16 protein-coding genes and 1 other RNA gene are annotated in these 16,421 nt (G+C 44.7%); 6 read left to right on the forward strand and 11 right to left on the reverse strand.

The window, feature by feature from the left end; genetic code table 11:
- Window positions 1-7: 7 nt before the first annotated feature.
- Genes AACV32_RS15875 through AACV32_RS15890 form a run of 4 tightly spaced genes read right to left on the reverse strand, consistent with a single transcriptional unit; the run spans window position 8 to window position 3,649 of the window.
- Window positions 8-805: an SDR family oxidoreductase gene (locus AACV32_RS15875; protein ID WP_170895375.1), complete on the reverse strand. Its 798-nt coding sequence runs from the start codon at window positions 803-805 to the stop codon at window positions 8-10.
- A complete protein-coding gene (locus AACV32_RS15880) occupies window positions 795-1,529 on the reverse strand; it encodes a TenA family transcriptional regulator (RefSeq protein ID WP_017047062.1) in 735 nt (244 codons plus the stop codon). The genes AACV32_RS15875 and AACV32_RS15880 overlap by 11 nt, the downstream gene beginning before the upstream one ends.
- A 1-nt stretch (window position 1,530) precedes the next feature.
- Window positions 1,531-3,030 (reverse strand): AMP-binding protein, encoded by a 1,500-nt coding sequence (locus AACV32_RS15885; protein WP_170895374.1) that lies wholly within the window; start codon window positions 3,028-3,030, stop codon window positions 1,531-1,533.
- Between the two features lie 10 nt (window positions 3,031-3,040).
- A complete protein-coding gene (locus tag AACV32_RS15890) occupies window positions 3,041-3,649 on the reverse strand; it encodes a thermostable hemolysin (RefSeq protein ID WP_371319555.1) in 609 nt (202 codons plus the stop codon).
- A gap of 377 nt (window positions 3,650-4,026) precedes the next feature.
- On the opposite strand from AACV32_RS15890, the gene AACV32_RS15895 reads away from it, so the two are divergent.
- On the forward strand, window positions 4,027-4,512 hold the full coding sequence (locus AACV32_RS15895) for a VOC family protein (protein ID WP_170895372.1): 486 nt from the start codon (window positions 4,027-4,029) through the stop codon (window positions 4,510-4,512).
- Window positions 4,513-4,639: 127 nt separating this feature from the next.
- On the opposite strand, the gene AACV32_RS15900 is transcribed toward AACV32_RS15895, so the two are convergent.
- The 4 genes from AACV32_RS15900 to AACV32_RS15915 form a co-directional block, all read right to left on the reverse strand.
- Window positions 4,640-5,539, reverse strand: coding sequence for a LysR family transcriptional regulator (locus tag AACV32_RS15900; RefSeq protein WP_017045111.1), 900 nt, complete (start codon window positions 5,537-5,539; stop codon window positions 4,640-4,642).
- Window positions 5,540-5,716: 177 nt separating this feature from the next.
- Window positions 5,717-5,813: signal recognition particle sRNA small type (gene ffs, locus AACV32_RS15905), an RNA gene on the reverse strand.
- Between the two features lie 173 nt (window positions 5,814-5,986).
- Window positions 5,987-8,053, reverse strand: a complete 2,067-nt coding sequence (locus AACV32_RS15910; protein WP_170895371.1) for a GGDEF domain-containing protein — start codon at window positions 8,051-8,053, stop codon at window positions 5,987-5,989.
- A gap of 83 nt (window positions 8,054-8,136) precedes the next feature.
- Window positions 8,137-8,880, reverse strand: a complete 744-nt coding sequence (locus AACV32_RS15915; protein ID WP_017049084.1) for a hypothetical protein — start codon at window positions 8,878-8,880, stop codon at window positions 8,137-8,139.
- Between the two features lie 69 nt (window positions 8,881-8,949).
- On the opposite strand from AACV32_RS15915, the gene AACV32_RS15920 reads away from it, so the two are divergent.
- Complete coding sequence (locus AACV32_RS15920) at window positions 8,950-9,252, forward strand: MGMT family protein (protein ID WP_010319991.1); 303 nt, start codon at window positions 8,950-8,952, stop codon at window positions 9,250-9,252.
- 115 nt (window positions 9,253-9,367) lie between these two features.
- On the opposite strand, the gene AACV32_RS15925 is transcribed toward AACV32_RS15920, so the two are convergent.
- A complete protein-coding gene (locus tag AACV32_RS15925; protein WP_026028389.1) occupies window positions 9,368-9,799 on the reverse strand; it encodes a YbaY family lipoprotein in 432 nt (143 codons plus the stop codon).
- Window positions 9,800-9,945: 146 nt separating this feature from the next.
- On the opposite strand from AACV32_RS15925, the gene tesB reads away from it, so the two are divergent.
- Window positions 9,946-10,806, forward strand: coding sequence for an acyl-CoA thioesterase II (gene tesB / locus AACV32_RS15930; protein WP_017045284.1), 861 nt, complete (start codon window positions 9,946-9,948; stop codon window positions 10,804-10,806).
- A gap of 19 nt (window positions 10,807-10,825) precedes the next feature.
- Here the strand turns inward: tesB and AACV32_RS15935 are convergent, their stop codons facing one another.
- Window positions 10,826-11,287, reverse strand: a complete 462-nt coding sequence (locus tag AACV32_RS15935) for an Lrp/AsnC family transcriptional regulator (protein WP_170895370.1) — start codon at window positions 11,285-11,287, stop codon at window positions 10,826-10,828.
- A gap of 119 nt (window positions 11,288-11,406) precedes the next feature.
- Here AACV32_RS15935 and AACV32_RS15940 point away from each other — a divergent pair, with 119 nt between their 5' ends.
- On the forward strand, window positions 11,407-12,474 hold the full coding sequence (locus AACV32_RS15940; RefSeq protein ID WP_013856440.1) for a PLP-dependent cysteine synthase family protein: 1,068 nt from the start codon (window positions 11,407-11,409) through the stop codon (window positions 12,472-12,474).
- A 57-nt stretch (window positions 12,475-12,531) separates the two neighbouring features.
- Here the strand turns inward: AACV32_RS15940 and AACV32_RS15945 are convergent, their stop codons facing one another.
- A complete protein-coding gene (locus AACV32_RS15945; protein WP_013856439.1) occupies window positions 12,532-13,401 on the reverse strand; it encodes a Tim44 domain-containing protein in 870 nt (289 codons plus the stop codon).
- 178 nt (window positions 13,402-13,579) lie between these two features.
- Between AACV32_RS15945 and AACV32_RS15950 the strand changes: the two genes are divergently transcribed.
- Both AACV32_RS15950 and AACV32_RS15955 read left to right on the forward strand, forming a co-directional pair.
- A complete protein-coding gene (locus AACV32_RS15950; protein WP_013856438.1) occupies window positions 13,580-14,176 on the forward strand; it encodes a TetR/AcrR family transcriptional regulator in 597 nt (198 codons plus the stop codon).
- 9 nt (window positions 14,177-14,185) lie between these two features.
- The gene (locus tag AACV32_RS15955) at window positions 14,186-16,057 is read left to right on the forward strand and encodes an MFS transporter (RefSeq protein ID WP_017049086.1); all 1,872 of its coding nucleotides are present in this window, start codon (window positions 14,186-14,188) and stop codon (window positions 16,055-16,057) included.
- The last annotated feature ends 364 nt before the right edge of the window (window positions 16,058-16,421 follow it).

The following is a 16,421-nucleotide window of genomic DNA, read 5'->3' on the forward strand; positions in this document are numbered from 1 at the left end:
TCACGCTTTAACGGTTCAAAAAGGCAAGAATGGTCGCTTGCTGCTTTTTAATTGCCGACGAAATCACTGCAGGCCATAGTTGATTTAATCGCACCAACACTTTTTCAGGCCAGCCAATCCAGCGAGTTGTTGATTCGCTTTCAAGCATACTAAGCACATGTTGGGCAACAACCTCTGGCTCATCACAGTGGTTGCCTACGGCTTGGTTGAACTGGTTCACCGTGTCATTATTCAGCTCGGTATTGGTCGCTCGCGGCGCTAGGTAAAGTACCTTGATACCCGTCCCCTCAAGCTCACGCTGCATCGCTTCACTAAAACGGTGCAACCCTGCTTTGGTAGCGCAGTACGTGGCATAACCAGGGTAACCAATAGCCCCTAAACTTGAGCCAATATTTAAAATAATCCCCGGTTTATTCAACCAATGTATCGCCGATTGAGTCAGTTGCATCGGAGCAAGTAAATTCAAATGCAGCTCCTGCTGCACTGAAACTGCGGTTCGTCTGGCTAATAAGCGAAACTGGTTAATGCCCGCATTATTGATCACCACACTGATTCGTTTCTGGCCCATAAAAAAGCGCTGAATGAAGGTGTTGATCTGCTCTACTCCTGACTCTGTGCTTAAATCTGCACTCAAAATCAGATGCTTCTCAGGCATGGGTAGCGTTTGCCGAAGTTGCTCGAGTTTTTGACCATCACGAGCCACCAGAACTAGACTGGCTCCTTGCTTAGCAAGCAGCAATGCGATGCGTTGCCCGATACCACCGGAAGCGCCGGTGAGTAAAACATGTCGATGATTAAGATCCATATTGCGACCTTACACCTTGCGAAGCTAAATCTTGCGAACCTGCATGCACCATTGACTCGCAAGGAAGCGGTAGTTCTCGCAGCATCTGCCCATACAGATCAAACACCATGTTTGCAGAGCGGATGATGGCCTCTTGGTCGGATACACACTGAATGTTGTTCATTAACGATTCAAAAAAACGGATGTGCCCTTGGTCAAGTTCACTGTGCGAAGTGAGATAGGTCATCGCCGCATCAGGAAGCGCCAAACGCTGTTTGACTAACCGTGCGATATTCCCACCGACACCCACACTGGTTCCTTCAAGTACCCACACCATGCCAAATAAGCTCAACGGGTTAGCGCGATCAATCTGGTGATAGAGATACGCCACCATGAGTTCGATGGAAGCGCTGACGCGCCCAGCGCCCTCATTATGACGCACTGCATCCACATCACCACCGCACGCTTTAATATCGTTCAAGATCCACTCTTGGTGGCCTTTTTCTTCATCGATGTACTCGGCAATCGCCGTTCGTACCCACTCATATTCATCGCCTAAGCGGCTGCCACATGCCATCAGCAGTGGCACCGTATGTTTGACATGGTGATAAGCTTGAGTGAGAAAACGAATATACATCTCTAGGCTGATCTCTCCTCTTGCGCAGGCATCAAATACCGGAGCTTGCAACATCTGCTGCTGTGCTGGCTCAGTTTGTGTTTTTAAAATATGGAAAAATTTGCTCATTTTAAAGCTCCTCAGCCATTGAATAGAAGGAAGGAATAGAGATAAAAACCGTCTGTGGATTAGTGGTGTGGCGCGCCAAGCGAGCCTCTTGCAATGCGTTTTCAATAGCTAAGCGTTTTGGGCGACCATTAGCGGTCAGCCACTTTTGCCAGCAATGAGTATCGCTCACCAACCAAAGCTGCGTGATGTGTGCGTAATCGGGCAACACGCTATTGAGCTGTTGCACGCGCGTAACGAGATCAGGTAAAGGACTGTCACTGACGGCCGTGAGGCCTGCCTGCCCGTCGCCCACCACCACAAATCGATGGTGTGCAATCAAAGCCAATGCTTGAGATTCAATCCATTCAGGGGCCACGTTACGCCCAAAACTGGTGATGATTAGGTTCTTTTTACGCCCGATGATGGTTAAAAAACCCTCATCATCGATTGTGGCCATATCGCCAGTTGACAACCACTCGTGGCTAAACGGCTCACCTAAATACCCCAAAGCCGTGTTGCCTTTAACTAACAATTCGCCATCTTGTGCCAGCGAAACCTGAAGATGAGACAGCACCTGTCCGCACGACCCCGGCTTATTTTGTTGGGGTGTATTCATACTCACGACCGAAGCACTTTCAGACAAACCATACCCTTCAAAAGCGGGAATGCCGAGCTGGCGAGCTGCGTCAATTAATTGGGGAGCCACTCGCGCCCCGCCCACGGCAACCCAGCGTAAAGGCAGCGCAAGAGCTGGGCTCCGCTTGACGACTTCAATTAATGCCAGCAATAGCGCAGGCGTTAGCACCAAGCTTGACGGCTGAAACTGTTGTAGTGCGAGTGCGAACGTTGCACCACAGAACTGGCTAGAACCAGTCAAACCTACTTCGCTGCCACAGACAACTGTCGATGTCACACCCAGAACCAAAGGAACATACACACCCGTGATGTTTTCTAACAAGGTTGAGAGAGGCAGCATCACGAGGTGACGCTCAACTTGCGCGGACATTTTCTCTGCGATCGCCAGCGTGACCGCTTGCATGTTTTCGTCACTCAAACACACCCCTTTCGGCGTTCCGGTGGACCCAGACGTAAAGGTGATTTTTTGCGTCAAAGGCAACACCTGTGCTGATGGATTCGCCAAATAGACAAAAGCAGGTAGATGACTGAGCGTTGAGAAAGGTTCACCTAGCGTTTGCCAATCACCTAAGCAAACATCCACACCCGATTCATACAGTAGGTGTTCAACCTGGGCCTTACTAAAGAAAGTAGGTACAGGAACGAGCACTATTTTTGCGTGCATGGCCGCAAGGTCGATGATCACCCAATCCAAACTATTTTCAGCTTTTAATGCAATACGCTGAACCTGCCACTGGCACAATGTGCGTGCTGTGGCTTCCACTTTTTCTAAGAGCTGTTGATAGCTCAGCGCTATCTTTTCTTGTTTGGCATTGTGCCCAATGAAGGCAATGCTATCTGGCTTTTGCTGCGCATGTTGATGAAGCGCCGATAAAATTCGGTTCATAGCAAAGGCCTCACGCTTGTTTTTGGTTTAAATGAAATCGGTTGAGCAACGCCAGCCCCTGCGCCAAATTTCCCGCTAAAATTCGAGGGCTGTGTTGGTAATAACTGCCCCAAATTTGGTTGGCGTTAGGAATGCAAGATGCTGACGCTTTCGCGATCAATGTCGGTTGTAAACCAAATCGACGCATCAAAGCATGCAGTGGATCCGTTGCTGTAAAAACGCACCATTCATACCCTAAATCAACCAGCTGTTGCGCGATCAAAGTAAAGTGCAGCGCCGATAAACCACGACCAAAAGAGGCCAGTTGGCCAAATTCAATCAAAGCACTTCGGGATACTCGGCAATCAAAACGCTGCGATAAAATTTCATCGGCAGGTTGGTCAAGGTATTGTTCGAGAAATAGAGGCTCTTGCTGCGCTACGCGAAAACCACATACGGATTTCATTTCGTCATGATCAAGCAAAGCTAAATAAGAAGGCATAAAAGTAATAAGGCGTGCATCAAACGCTTGCTGATAACGCTCGCGCACAAGGTGTATGGCTTCCAACCAGCGAGGATGAGAAGGATCAATTACGGCCAATTGCAGATCAGATGCTGAGCGTATGGTTTTCATCGGCATTTCCTTTTTGCTTACTCTGTAAACAAAAATAACGGACGTAACTTAAGAATCCCTTAATAAGAGATTTTTTCTTCAACTCAATGGATGAGGAGCCGTTGAATATCCGATACCACTTAGCTCACTAACAAATGTGTGGCCAAATCTGAACTGAACGATTTTTCTAAATTAGCCTGTCACGGATTGGCTTAGATACGGAAAATTATCATTTTCTACTATCGCCATTTGTATTGGTTCTAACACGGTGACATCTTGCGTTTCGCTTATAATTATAATTTATCATTTTTATAATTACTGATAATTTTATTTAATTCATCAATCTCCATATACTCCCATCTATCGAAACGAAGCCAAAAAATCAAAGGTATTAGGAGCGAATTATGAAAATGAATCACGTCGGTATTATGGTTGGCGATATGGATAAAGCTGTTGAGTTCTACACTCAGGCTTTAGGTTTAAAAATCGTTATGAATAATACACAAGTTATTGAAGAGCGAGAGTCAGCGATTGGCCGCATGTGTATTGCTGTTTTTGGTGAGGGTTTCAAAGGTTTCAATATTGCACATCTAGTAACAACTGATGGTATTGGCGTTGAACTGTTTGAAATGAAAGAGCGCGAAGAGCGCCACGAAGTAGACTTCTCTCGCCTTGGTATCTTCCACTTCTGTCTACAAACCGACGACTTTGAAGGCGCTATTAAGCGCATTGAACAATATGGCGGTAAAGCGCGTATGGATATCATGCGTTACCACCCAAAAGATGATAACAAGCTCGCTAAAATGGTTTATCTAGAAGACCCATTTGGCAACCTATTTGAGCTTTACTCGCACTCATACGAAGAAACTTATGCCTCTGATTACGAATAGTTGATCTGTGATGCATTAATAAAATTTCAAAGGCTGGTAGCACAACCAGCCCTTTTTGGTTTCTATTGCAAGGTCAGCTATGAAGCTTTAATGCCAATATCATCTGCTTATGTGGAGCTCAATCAAGTCAAACAGCCTTAAAAGAGTGATCAATAACGTCAATGACTTGCTCATAACGCCTAGCAAGAGGTGAGTTAAGTTTGCTAACCAAGTAAACAGGTTCTTGTATGTCTTCGGTAATGTTGAATATTTTTAGCTGCTCTTTATCCGCGAACAAGTTAACGCACCATCGAGGAACCACTGTAAAACCGATCCCTTTAGCTATAGGAACTAATATTTGGTGCACTTGGTTAATATAGCTTTGCGTCGAAACATCCTCCAAATCGACTAGACGAAGCAAATCATTATTCGCTTGATTGACATATGTTTGGAAGTAGTGAGCGAAATCTGGATGACGAACGACTCCCAATTCTATTAACAAGTCATTTATAGGCAAGCTTTCGTCTGCGGACAGTGGCAATACAAGAGCAAGACACTCCGCACCAACAATACGGCTCGCGAAATATTTAGGGTTAGGTTCTTTTGTCACTAGACCTATATCCAGTTTCCCCTGCAATATCTGCTCAAATATACGATGGTTTGGCGTTGCTTCTAACTCAATGGATAAGCCTGGATAGCTCACTTGCAAAGAAAGTAATTGTGAATAAATCAGCCACGCGAAAGTCCCCGAACAGCCTATAGTACAGCGACCACGGAAAGGTTCGTCGTGTGCCAGATTCTGTAATAACTCAAACTCTTCTTCAAAGTGTTTGACAGCATAATCGTAAACTTTCCGCCCATAGATTGTTAACTCAAATTTCTTGTTAAATCTCTTTATCAAAGGATAACCGCAGGCAGCTTCTAGTTTATTTATGTGCTGGCTTACCCCAGGTTGCGTCATATGGAGTAACTCAGCCGTTTTAGTAAAGTGCCCAATATCGACTAATGTTTTAAAAGTGTTTAACCAAATAGGATTGAGCATAGTCATAAACCAATAGTTATTAATAAATCAACTTTCAATAATAATTGATTATAAATGAATCAGCATGTCTTTGGACAAAATGTATGTTTCAGATTGCAATATGATAAAACATTATTGCATTAGCTTTTGAAACGAAGAAATCGGGAGTGTACGGATAAAGTTTGTCAGCGACAAAAAGGGTGGAGGCCCCAGCCACATCCCGGCACACACGTCGCCTGCTGCGGCTGCTCCCTTCCGGGCCTGACCGAGTTCACAAGTTAGTGTTGCGGGAGGACCAGAGCCTCCATTGATTTGTTTTCTTGGCTTGCTAGCCAAAGAGTGCGGCGATTATCAAGCATCATAGTAATGATTGCAAGCCGAAATCCCAATGGATGAAAGCTTTTTGTTTTAAGTGAACACCATTTGAACAAATCTTCTATTTTCTCTTCTACTCAATAAAATAGGTGGACTATTTTAGCTCTTGTTTGAACTTCTGATTATCTTGAGAAGAGGCTTTGTATTATCTCGTTGACCGCTACCGTGGTGCTTACTTTGGTACATGGCAATATCAGTTTGGTGCAATACTTCTTCCATGCTCATGAAATGATCTCTGTAATTCGACACACCAATCGCCACATTGACTTTTATGTTTAAATTTCGAGCAGAATCGCTGTAGGTAAAGGACTCTAACTGCATTAACACAGGCTCAAGCTCCTCATCACTATATTGCCCAATCAGGATAAACTCATCACCCCCGATTCGGTAACTACGACCACGCCAAATAGAGTCGATACGGCTGGCAAGTACTTTTAACACTTCATCCCCCACTTCATGACCATAGTTATCGTTTATCGGCTTAAAGTTATTCACATCTAAATAAATCAAGGTTAGATCGCTGTTTAAGCCTCTCGAATAACGACGATATAAAGCTCGGCGATTACGCAGCTTGGTTAAATTATCGGTAACAGATTGTGAGTGTAGATAGAAAGCGACCACTAACAAGAAGCCAAATACCAACGTAAACAGCCATTGAGTGTGACGTGAAAAAGTTTTCTCGGCCGCTAACGTTGCTCGCCAATTCGGTTGATAATCATAGGTGTTGATGATTTTCTGCGTATCAATCATCTTAATAGCACGAGTAAATAAAGGAGCCAGCGAAGCGCCCATGCTATTTTTGGGAAAGCCCATTGCAATCTCAGACGAGTAAAAACTGCCGATAAATAGATCTTCTTCCAACGGCAATAAGTTATCCGCTTCGCGCAATATTTGGTTAAAGTTAGCACGGTTTAGAACGATGTAATCGACCTCCTTACCGAGCAAGGCTTTGACCAATTCATTTTGAGTTTTATAAACATGTAGCACTTTATTGGGCAGCATTTTTCCTAACAGCTCTTCAAAGAAATCTTCTTTAATCACGCCGATGCGCTCAACAATTAATTCCGATACATTGCTGTAAACATTGTCTTTGTAATTTTCACGTTTGCTCAAGACGGCTTCAGGCTGGTAATACGTGTCACTGAAATAAACGTCGGATTTTCGTTGTTGAGAGACGGTAACTGGTACTAGGATATCAATGCGTTTATTGACCAAATCGGCATACATACTCTCCCACGTTTCGTCTGGCTGGCTGGCCAGTTCGCATTTGAGTAACAGAATGTCACATGCTTTAAAAACAATGTCCGCGTTTATTCCTTTCACTTTACCATCGTGCTGATACTGAGCAAATTGGCTGATGTTCTCCAATTTTACTTTTAACGGTCGCTGCACGTTTAAGCCGCTATCAATGACTGATTGACGCAACGCCTGCTTGCGGATATCAAATTGGTATTTTTGTACTGATTCTCTAAGCAGTTTTTGTACCGACGCTGAGTGTACATATTCTTGAATTTTGTTGAGTAATAAAGTGTTGTGCCCTTTTGGCGTAATAATGGCAACCGGCTGAATAGGCAGTTGGTCATTAAGCAATTGAGCATCGAGCCCTGCCATCAACATCGGCTTTAATTGATTAATCGCGTCTACGACCACATCGACTTCAGCCGTGCTTAAAAGTTCTTTGGCACGCCGAGCACCATCATACTCAATCTGTATAATATGAGGAAAATAAGCGGCAATCAGCTCACCATAAATCGTTCCTTTGGGAACCCCGACCCTCGCCAGATCGGTTAACTGTACGTTGCTGTGGCTAAATGCATAGGTATATTCAATATTGGTAGGACTTGAGAAATCAAAGCGTTGAGCACGCTGTTCGGTGTAAGTCACATTGGCTGCAAAATCGCTCTCCCCTTGTTCGATAGCGGTCAAGATCGCATCAAAGCTGGGGTAATTAACATAGTCAATCTCAAGGCGAAATTGGTAAGCAATGGCATCAAACAAAATACGCGTGACAACATCGTCCGCTTCTGTCGCTACTCGATATGTTTTAGCGTTGATTATGGGAGCACTGATGACGCTGTGTGCCGCCGTTGCTAGCCATAAAAGACCTATTAGCCGAAATGCACGAACCATGACGTTTATATTGTTGTAATGAGAGGTGAGCATCATATACTAATGCTCTATATATGCATAAGAATGAAGTCACAACTTCACCCACAACATGCTCTAATCTACATTCAGTTGTGTTCTGGTCATTCGGTATTCTCTTCGGTGCTCTTGAGTAGATAATCAGTCATCCAAGCAGTAGCCAGTAAACAGATCCAAACCACGAATACTGGGTTTGGTACATCACTTGTGGGCGAGACGACTAAGCTTGCAAAGCCTACCGTTGGAAGTGTCCAGCATAACAAACCATTCCAATTCACTGCGACTGGTTTGGATTGGGTTAAACTTTCCATCGACGCCATAATGCCAGTAATGCTTAACGCAACTAACACCGCATACGAGAAATCGGCCATCCATAGCGGTAGCAGTAACCCTAACGCCCACCAACGGTGCTTATTGGATGGCTTCCAGTGCGCAACCGACCACCAAACAACGATAGCAGAAAGAGTCTGAATAACAGTCAGCCAGCCTGTACCGCCTAATTTCCCAGCCGATTGAGTAACGATGATACCGACTTGCAACGTCAGTACGATCAACGTGCTCACTAAGATAACGCCCATGCTACTGCGTTTAGAAAAGGCCACCGTCAACAAAGGCAGCAGCACCCAAACACTGACAGAAAGAGCGATTGGCTGATAAGATAAAGTGAAACCATAAGCGGTCATTGCAGCCAATAATAACACACCCGCGACGCCCCCTTGCGGTAAAATCCACAGCGCAGGGATCACGATGGCCAGCACGGGGATGTCCCCTTCGCTTAAACCTATGGCTCTTGCACAAACCACAGCCAACACGGTTGTGATTAGAAATTGAAAGGTAGAAAATAGCATGCCCTCTCCTTATACCGTTCCTTGGTAACTATCGAACTAGGACACTGCTAGTATGGACGAATTGTCAGCATGAACCAATTTTTAGCGCAGATTTTTGCAGTTATACATCAAATTCCCGCGGGAAAAGTGACAACCTATGGGGAAATTGCTCGTTTAGCAGGATACCCCGGCTACGCACGCCATGTTGGAAAAGCATTAGGTAACCTACCTAAAAACAGCCGATTACCTTGGTTTCGTGTGATCAACAGCAAAGGAGAGATTTCGCTAAAAGGAGAGGATTTATTACGTCAACGACAAAAATTGATCGCCGAAGGCGTCGAAGTGAACGAGCATGGCAAAATAAAACTTCGATTATACCAGTGGCGCCCCTAAGCCCCTTTCGGTCAAGCGCCTTTCCCGCTTATCTAGCTCGGGAAAGGGCTGTTTTACTATTTCTTGTTTTACTGTTTTTTATAGTATTGCGTCTATTTTATTGCTTCTGTTTTTACTACCGTTTAACACCAACCAAACGCAAATCAACCCGTTTAGTGTTATTATCATCAGTAATCACGGCGTAATTGGTATCCGTAATGAAGCGCAGTTTTCCATCGACTTCGATGCGAGCACTGACGCTGTAACGGTGGCGAGCATCAATTTTTCGGTTGTCGAATGCCAAGTCAAACTCAAGCGGCACTTGCATCCCGTTAGTTTCAAAGCGGTGTTTTGCGATCACTTTAGCGGGTGCATCAGCCAATGAAACATCTTGCAAAGTGATAGTGACAAGCGCCTTATCCGGCAGTGCAATACGCTCACGGTACGAAACCGTACCCATGATCGATTGAATATTGCTCTCGGAAGAGGTTGGTTTTTGCGCTGACTGGCAACCCACAAGCATTAGACCCAAAACAGACGACATAATCAGCAACAGTGCCTTTTTCATAAGGATAAAACCTCAGTTATGGTGTTAGATAGGTGATGATTATAGGTTCGGTTTTATCTGCTGTCATGGTCGTCCATTTGGTATTAACAAGATATTGACTTAGTCAACAATGATAATAATTACATTAAGAATCTCGGTGAGGGTCTATGAGTAAACCATTAAATGAACTATTGGATTTGCTGCAACTGGAAAAGCTAGAAGAAGGTTTATACCGAGGTGAGAGCGAGAACTTAGGTCTGCCACAAGTGTATGGTGGGCAAGTGATTGGCCAAGCACTCTCGGCGGCTCGCTATACGGTTGATTCCGACCGCACTGTTCACTCATTTCATAGCTATTTTCTTTACCCCGGGGATCCTGAAAAACCAATCATTTATGATGTTGAGAATTTAAGGGACGGACGCAGTTTCAGTACCAGACGAGTCAAAGCCATTCAGAATGGTCGGCCGATTTTCTATCTCACCGCTTCTTATCACGGTGAAGCGCCCGGTTTTGAACATCAAAACACCATGCCTGACATCCCTGGTCCTGAAAATTTTGCCTCTGAATCTGAACTGGCAGCCCAGATTGCACACTTATTACCTGAAAAAATAAAAAAGGGTTTTTGTGGCGAAAAAGCGATTGAGATGCGTCCAGTGACCGTAATTAACCCGCTAAAACCACAAAAAGCGGAGCCAAAACAGTACCTGTGGATACGCGCTAATGGTGAGTTGCCAAATAACCAACTCATCCATCAATATTTGCTCGGTTACGCGTCTGATTGGGGGTTTTTAGTCACAGCGTTGCATCCTCATAAAGTCTCTTTGATGACACCTAACTTTCAAGTCGCGACGATTGATCATTCGATTTGGTTCCACCGCCCATTCAAAATGGATGAGTGGTTGCTCTACGCAATAGAAAGCCCTACGGCCAGCAATACCCGTGGTTTAGTGCGTGGCGAGATTTACAACCGCCAAGGAGATTTAGTCGCAACAGCAGTGCAAGAAGGTGTGATGCGCTTCACCAAATAAAAAGACTCGGACGAGCAGGCTATGCCAGAGGCAATTGGGTAGTGTACTTCAATGACTCCATTGCAAAGGTTGAAGTCACGTTATTAATCCCTTTCACGCCATTGACCAGTTTTTTATAAAACTGGTCAAAACACTTCATGTCTTTGACCAACACTTTCATCATGTAATCGTACTCACCCGCCATACGATAGAACTCCATCACCTCAGGGTACTCAGACACAGTCACGACAAAATGGCTGTACCATTCGTGAGAGTGATCGCTGGTCTTAATCAACACAAACGCGGTAAAACTCAAATCTAATTTTTCTGGGTCAAGCAGGGCAACTCGCTGCGCAATCACGCCAGATTCTTCAAGCTTTTTCAATCGCTTCCAGCAAGGTGTGGTGGTTAAGTTCACCGCTTCAGCCAAATCATGTAGCGACAAAGTGCTGTCTTGTTGCAGTAATGAGAGGATCATGCGATCAATTCTATCAAGCTCCATAGCTCCCCCAGAATAAGAGAATAATTTTCTCTAAAACTACAAAATGACAGGCAACATAGCAAAGCTTTTCTCTCACATTAAGGGTAAATTACCCTCACAATAACGATGGAGAGAGAACCATGTGCACCGATCATCAATGGATTAACAACGCAATTCGAAAAATAGAAGCGGACTACCAACGCTCGGCCGATACTCATCTGATCAAGCTCGATTTGCCTTGTGTCGCTGGGGTCGATATTTATCTCAAAGATGAAAGTACGCATCCTACGGGTTCGCTCAAACACCGCCTAGCCCGTTCTCTTTTTCTGTATGCCATCTGTAACGGCTGGGTTGGCCCTGAAACGACTATCATTGAATCTTCATCGGGCAGTACTGCGGTATCAGAAGCTTATTTTGCTCGTTTACTAGGCTTGCCTTTTATTGCTGTAATGCCCAAATGTACTGCACGTAAAAAAATTGAGCAGATTGAGCTTTATGGCGGCCAAGCGCATTTAGTCGATCGCTCTGATCAAATTTATGCCGAATCACACCGCTTAGCTAAAGAACTGAATGGTCATTATATGGACCAGTTCACTTATGCTGAACGTGCGACCGACTGGCGTGGTAATAGCAATATTGCCGACAGTATTTTTAACCAAATGCAAATGGAAGATCACCCCGTTCCGACATGGATTGTAATGAGCCCAGGCACAGGCGGAACCTCAGCAACTATAGGCCGCTTTATTCGCTACCAAAAACACAATACCAAACTGTGCGTCGTCGACCCTGAAAACTCGGTATTTCATGATTATTTCAAAAGCCGAGACCCAAGCTTAACCTTGCAGTGTGGTAGCAAAATTGAAGGAATTGGTCGTCCACGAGTTGAACCGAGTTTTATTCCCGGCGTAGTCGATGAAATGCGCACCGTTGCGGATGCCGCCAGTGTCGCTACGATCTATTGGTTGGAAAAACTACTCGGCCGCAAAGCAGGCCCCTCTACCGGCACCAATCTTTATGGGGTTTTGCAAATTGCCAGTGAGATGAAACAACGAGGTGAAACAGGCTCCATCGTGACGCTGTTATGCGACAGCGGCGAACGTTATTTAGATACCTATTACTGTGCCGATTGGGTGAAAAGCAATATTGGTGATTTAACACCTTATCTTTCAAAATTAGAAGCCTTTGAAACAACGGCTAAATTAGCTTAGTGACCTAGCAAAACGCCCAAGACAAACTTGGGCGTTTTGGATCCATCGTGAAAAGTCTTAGCCTTGAATGCCGACAATCAACCAAGGTGCATTAGGTACGGTTAAATCACGCTCTAAATGCCACACATCATTAATATCTTCTTCAATGCCTTCCACGGAATCGCGGTAGCGGCCAGTAAACTGCAAACTCAACTGCGCTTTACTTGCATCGTAATCGGCGCGAACGACTTCAGCGTCTACGTACATCACATCTGTGTGCTGTTCACCGTTTAGCTTTGCGCGCTCTTGTTTTAAATCTTCAAACAAGCTCGCCGACACATATTCTTCAACAGTTTCAAGTTGGTTATGGTTCCAAGCACCTTGCAAAATACGGTAGTGCTCACGCGCACCATTAATGAAAGCGGCCTTATCAAAACCGGCTGGATAGTTATGTGGGATATCGCTGTGTGCATTCGCTCCAAAACCACCCGTGGCTTGAGGCTGTTGTTCAAAATTGTGCACGTTAGGCTGTTCAAACTCCGTCCGGTTATTCACACCACCAAACGCAGGCTGCTGCCGATTCATGCTACCCTGCTTCGCACCAAGCATACCGCGCATCAGTTTAAAGAGCACAAAAGCAATCAGGCCGAAGATCAGAATATCCATAAACTGGATACCCTCAAACGCGCCGCCAAAGAAAGCCGCTAGTAGACCACCAGCGAGTAAACCACCCAGTAATCCGCCCATCAGACCTTTTTTGGTCGAACCAGCTTTACCTGCTTGATCTTGCTTAATGGTGTCATTTTTTTGAGTCTGCTGTTTGGGAGCTGGAGCCGTTTTATAGCTTTTACCAAACGATTTACCACCGCCAAATTTCTTTGCTTCTGCTATCGGTGTGATCGCAACAGCAACCATCAGCAGTGCTACAAGGGAAAAAAAACGTTTCATGTTTTTCCTTAGGGTTATAATTATTGAGGCTTACTCATCATAACCACTTCGGATAGACAAGAAAACCGTTGCTTCTCGCAGACATGTATCAGAATATTGCAAATTAACCGTCCATAAGTTGACGCTTATACACCACCCCACTAGAATATCGAACGTTGTTCATAATTGATACGTAACCATGGCCAGACGAAACGATCACACCCGAGAAGAACTGATTGCATTGACACTCAAGACCGCGAAGCATTTTCTTCAAAATCACACTTATCACGAGCTTAGCCTGCGTAAAATCGCAACCATGATTGGCTACGTACCTAGCACTTTGGTCAATGTCTTCGGCAGTTACAATCTTTTATTGTTGCATGTGGTAGCTCAAACCTTGGATGAACTCTCTTCGCAAGCGAAAAAAGTAGTAGGCAAGTGTAGCGATCCAAAAGAAGCGTTGTATAAATTGGCCTATTGCTACCACGATTTTGCTCAGTTGCACCCCAATCGCTGGCAACTTATTTTTGAACATAATATGAATGGTGAACTACTTCCCCAGTGGCAAGCAGAGCGCATCGACAACATGACCGCCATGCTTGAAGGTTTATTGACCATCCTTGCTCCACAACACTCGCAACAAGAAGTGCTGCAAGCAAGCCGAGTCCTGTGGTCTGGCGTACATGGTATTACCTTATTAAGCGTAGATGATAAATTTTTCGCCGCCGAACCCATCGATGGTAAAGAGCTGATTGAAAACCTACTCTCAAACTATCTTAATCACTGGGCGCGATAAGGACCATCAATGAGTCAATCTCGATCTTCATTGCTGACTCAGCAACGATTTCTTCCGTATTTCATCACCCAGTTTTTTGGCGCATTTAACGATAACATCTTTAAAAATGTCTTGCTGCTATTGGTCGCGTTTGCTGGAGCGAACGTGTTACCGGTTTCCAGTAATTTATTTATTAACCTTGCCGCAGGGCTATTCATTCTTCCTTTTTTCCTTTTTTCTGCCTCTGCTGGTGTGCTTGCTGACAAGTACGAAAAATCCGCTTTCATTCGTAAAGTGAAATTGGCTGAAATTGGCATCATGTGTCTTGGCGCGATCGGTTTTATGACCGAGAGTTACGCCATTTTACTGTTATTACTGTTTTTGATGGGGACACAATCGGCCTTTTTTGGTCCAGTCAAATACGCTTTATTGCCGCAGCAACTCAAGCCGAATGAATTGGTTCCGGGCAATGCGTTAGTGGAAACAGGCACATTTTTAGCGATTTTATTAGGCACATTGGGGGCTGGGCTCATTGCCTCGATGCCCTACACTAAATACGTGGCTGCTGGCGCGGTGGTGCTATTTGCGTTGTTAGGCTATTTAGCCAGCCGTCATATTCCTAAAGCCCCTGCTTGCGCACCCGATCTCGTTTTTCGCTGGCAGCCCATTAAGCAAACCAAGCAGACCATTGCGATTGCCAAACAAGACCGTACTATTTTCCAATGCGTAATGGCGATCAGTTGGTTCTGGTTTTTAGGTGCCGCCTACTTAACTCAATTTCCAAATTTCACACATCACTATTTATATGGCACAGAGAGCGCCGTTTCTTTTTTGCTAGCACTGTTTTCTGTTGGCATTGCCACTGGCTCATTGACCTGTGACAAATTATCGCATCATAGAATAGAGATCGGTATCGTTCCTATCGGCAGTTTTGGCATTACATTATTTGGCTATTTAATGGCAACCTCCGTGCCAGAAAAATTACCTCAATTTACTGATTTTTATCAATTTATCAGCTACCAATCACTATGGCCGATGTTTCTTTTCTTATTGTTGATTGGCGTCTGCGGTGGCATCTTCATTGTGCCTTTATATGCGCTAATGCAGCAGCGTGCTAAAGTCACTCAACGCGCACAAGTCATTGCCGCTTTAAATATCTACAACTCACTGTTTATGGTGGCGAGTGCACTATTAGGGATTATCTGTTTGAGTTTTCTTGAGCTTACGATCCCTCAGTTCTTCATTATATTAGCTTTGCTTAATGGCTTTGTTGCACTCTATTTATGCTACCAAGTCCCGGTCTTCTTGGTGCGATTTCTAATGTGGATGCTCACGCATACCATGTATCGAGTCAGCCACAAAAATCTTCATCACTTACCTGAAAAGGGCGGAGCACTGCTGGTGTGCAATCATGTTAGCTATATGGATGCACTGTTGCTGAGCGCGGTTTGTCCTCGCTTAATCCGTTTTGTGATGGAAGAGGATTATGCCAATTTGCCGCCACTTCGTCGCTTTTTGAAACGTGCAGGCGTGATACCTATTTCCGCAACGCGTCGCGGTTCTATCCGCCAAGCCTTTAACGATGTAGAACAAGCATTGGCAGAAGGGCATATCGTCTGCATTTTCCCAGAGGGACGGTTAACCGCGGATGGCGAAATCAGCGATTTCATGCGCGGGATGGATATTATTTTAAAACGCAGCTCTGTGCCTGTCATCCCCATGGCATTGAAGGGATTGTGGGGAAGCTATTTTAGCCGTGCCAAAGGGCGTGCCTGCTGTGGGCTACCGACTCGTTTTTGGTCACATATAGAAATTGAAGCTGGCGAGCCCGTCCCACCAAAAGAGGCAACAACACAAGTGATGCAACAAAAAGTCGCCGAACTCAGGGGGGATTGGCGTTAAATTGGGACTCAATATAACGTTCAGCAAAGCTTGCCTTGTGAGAAAAACGGGTAGTATACCTTGCTTTAAAGGCAGGGGGCTTAGCACCTGTAAATTAGCCAATGAATTGCAATGAATTGCAATTCATTGCTATTGTTAGGTATAAATTTGCACTTCTATTTTCGTATCGCTGCGGCACACCTTAACTGATGTTACTTAACATGAATCAAGCAGTGTATTGTGTAAGCCAATCTTCTAGAGAGTGTCCTGAATTCTGTGTAACTGTCTAAACTTAAGCCTTAAAGGCTAAGGATGGACAATATGGATAAGAAAGCACTCGAAGCTTTTGCTCGTGAAGCAGCAAAGTCAATTAAGACAGAATCTG

Origin of the sequence: Vibrio sp. B7, from assembly GCF_963888765.1 — a bacterium.
Classification (GTDB): domain Bacteria; phylum Pseudomonadota; class Gammaproteobacteria; order Enterobacterales; family Vibrionaceae; genus Vibrio; species Vibrio anguillarum.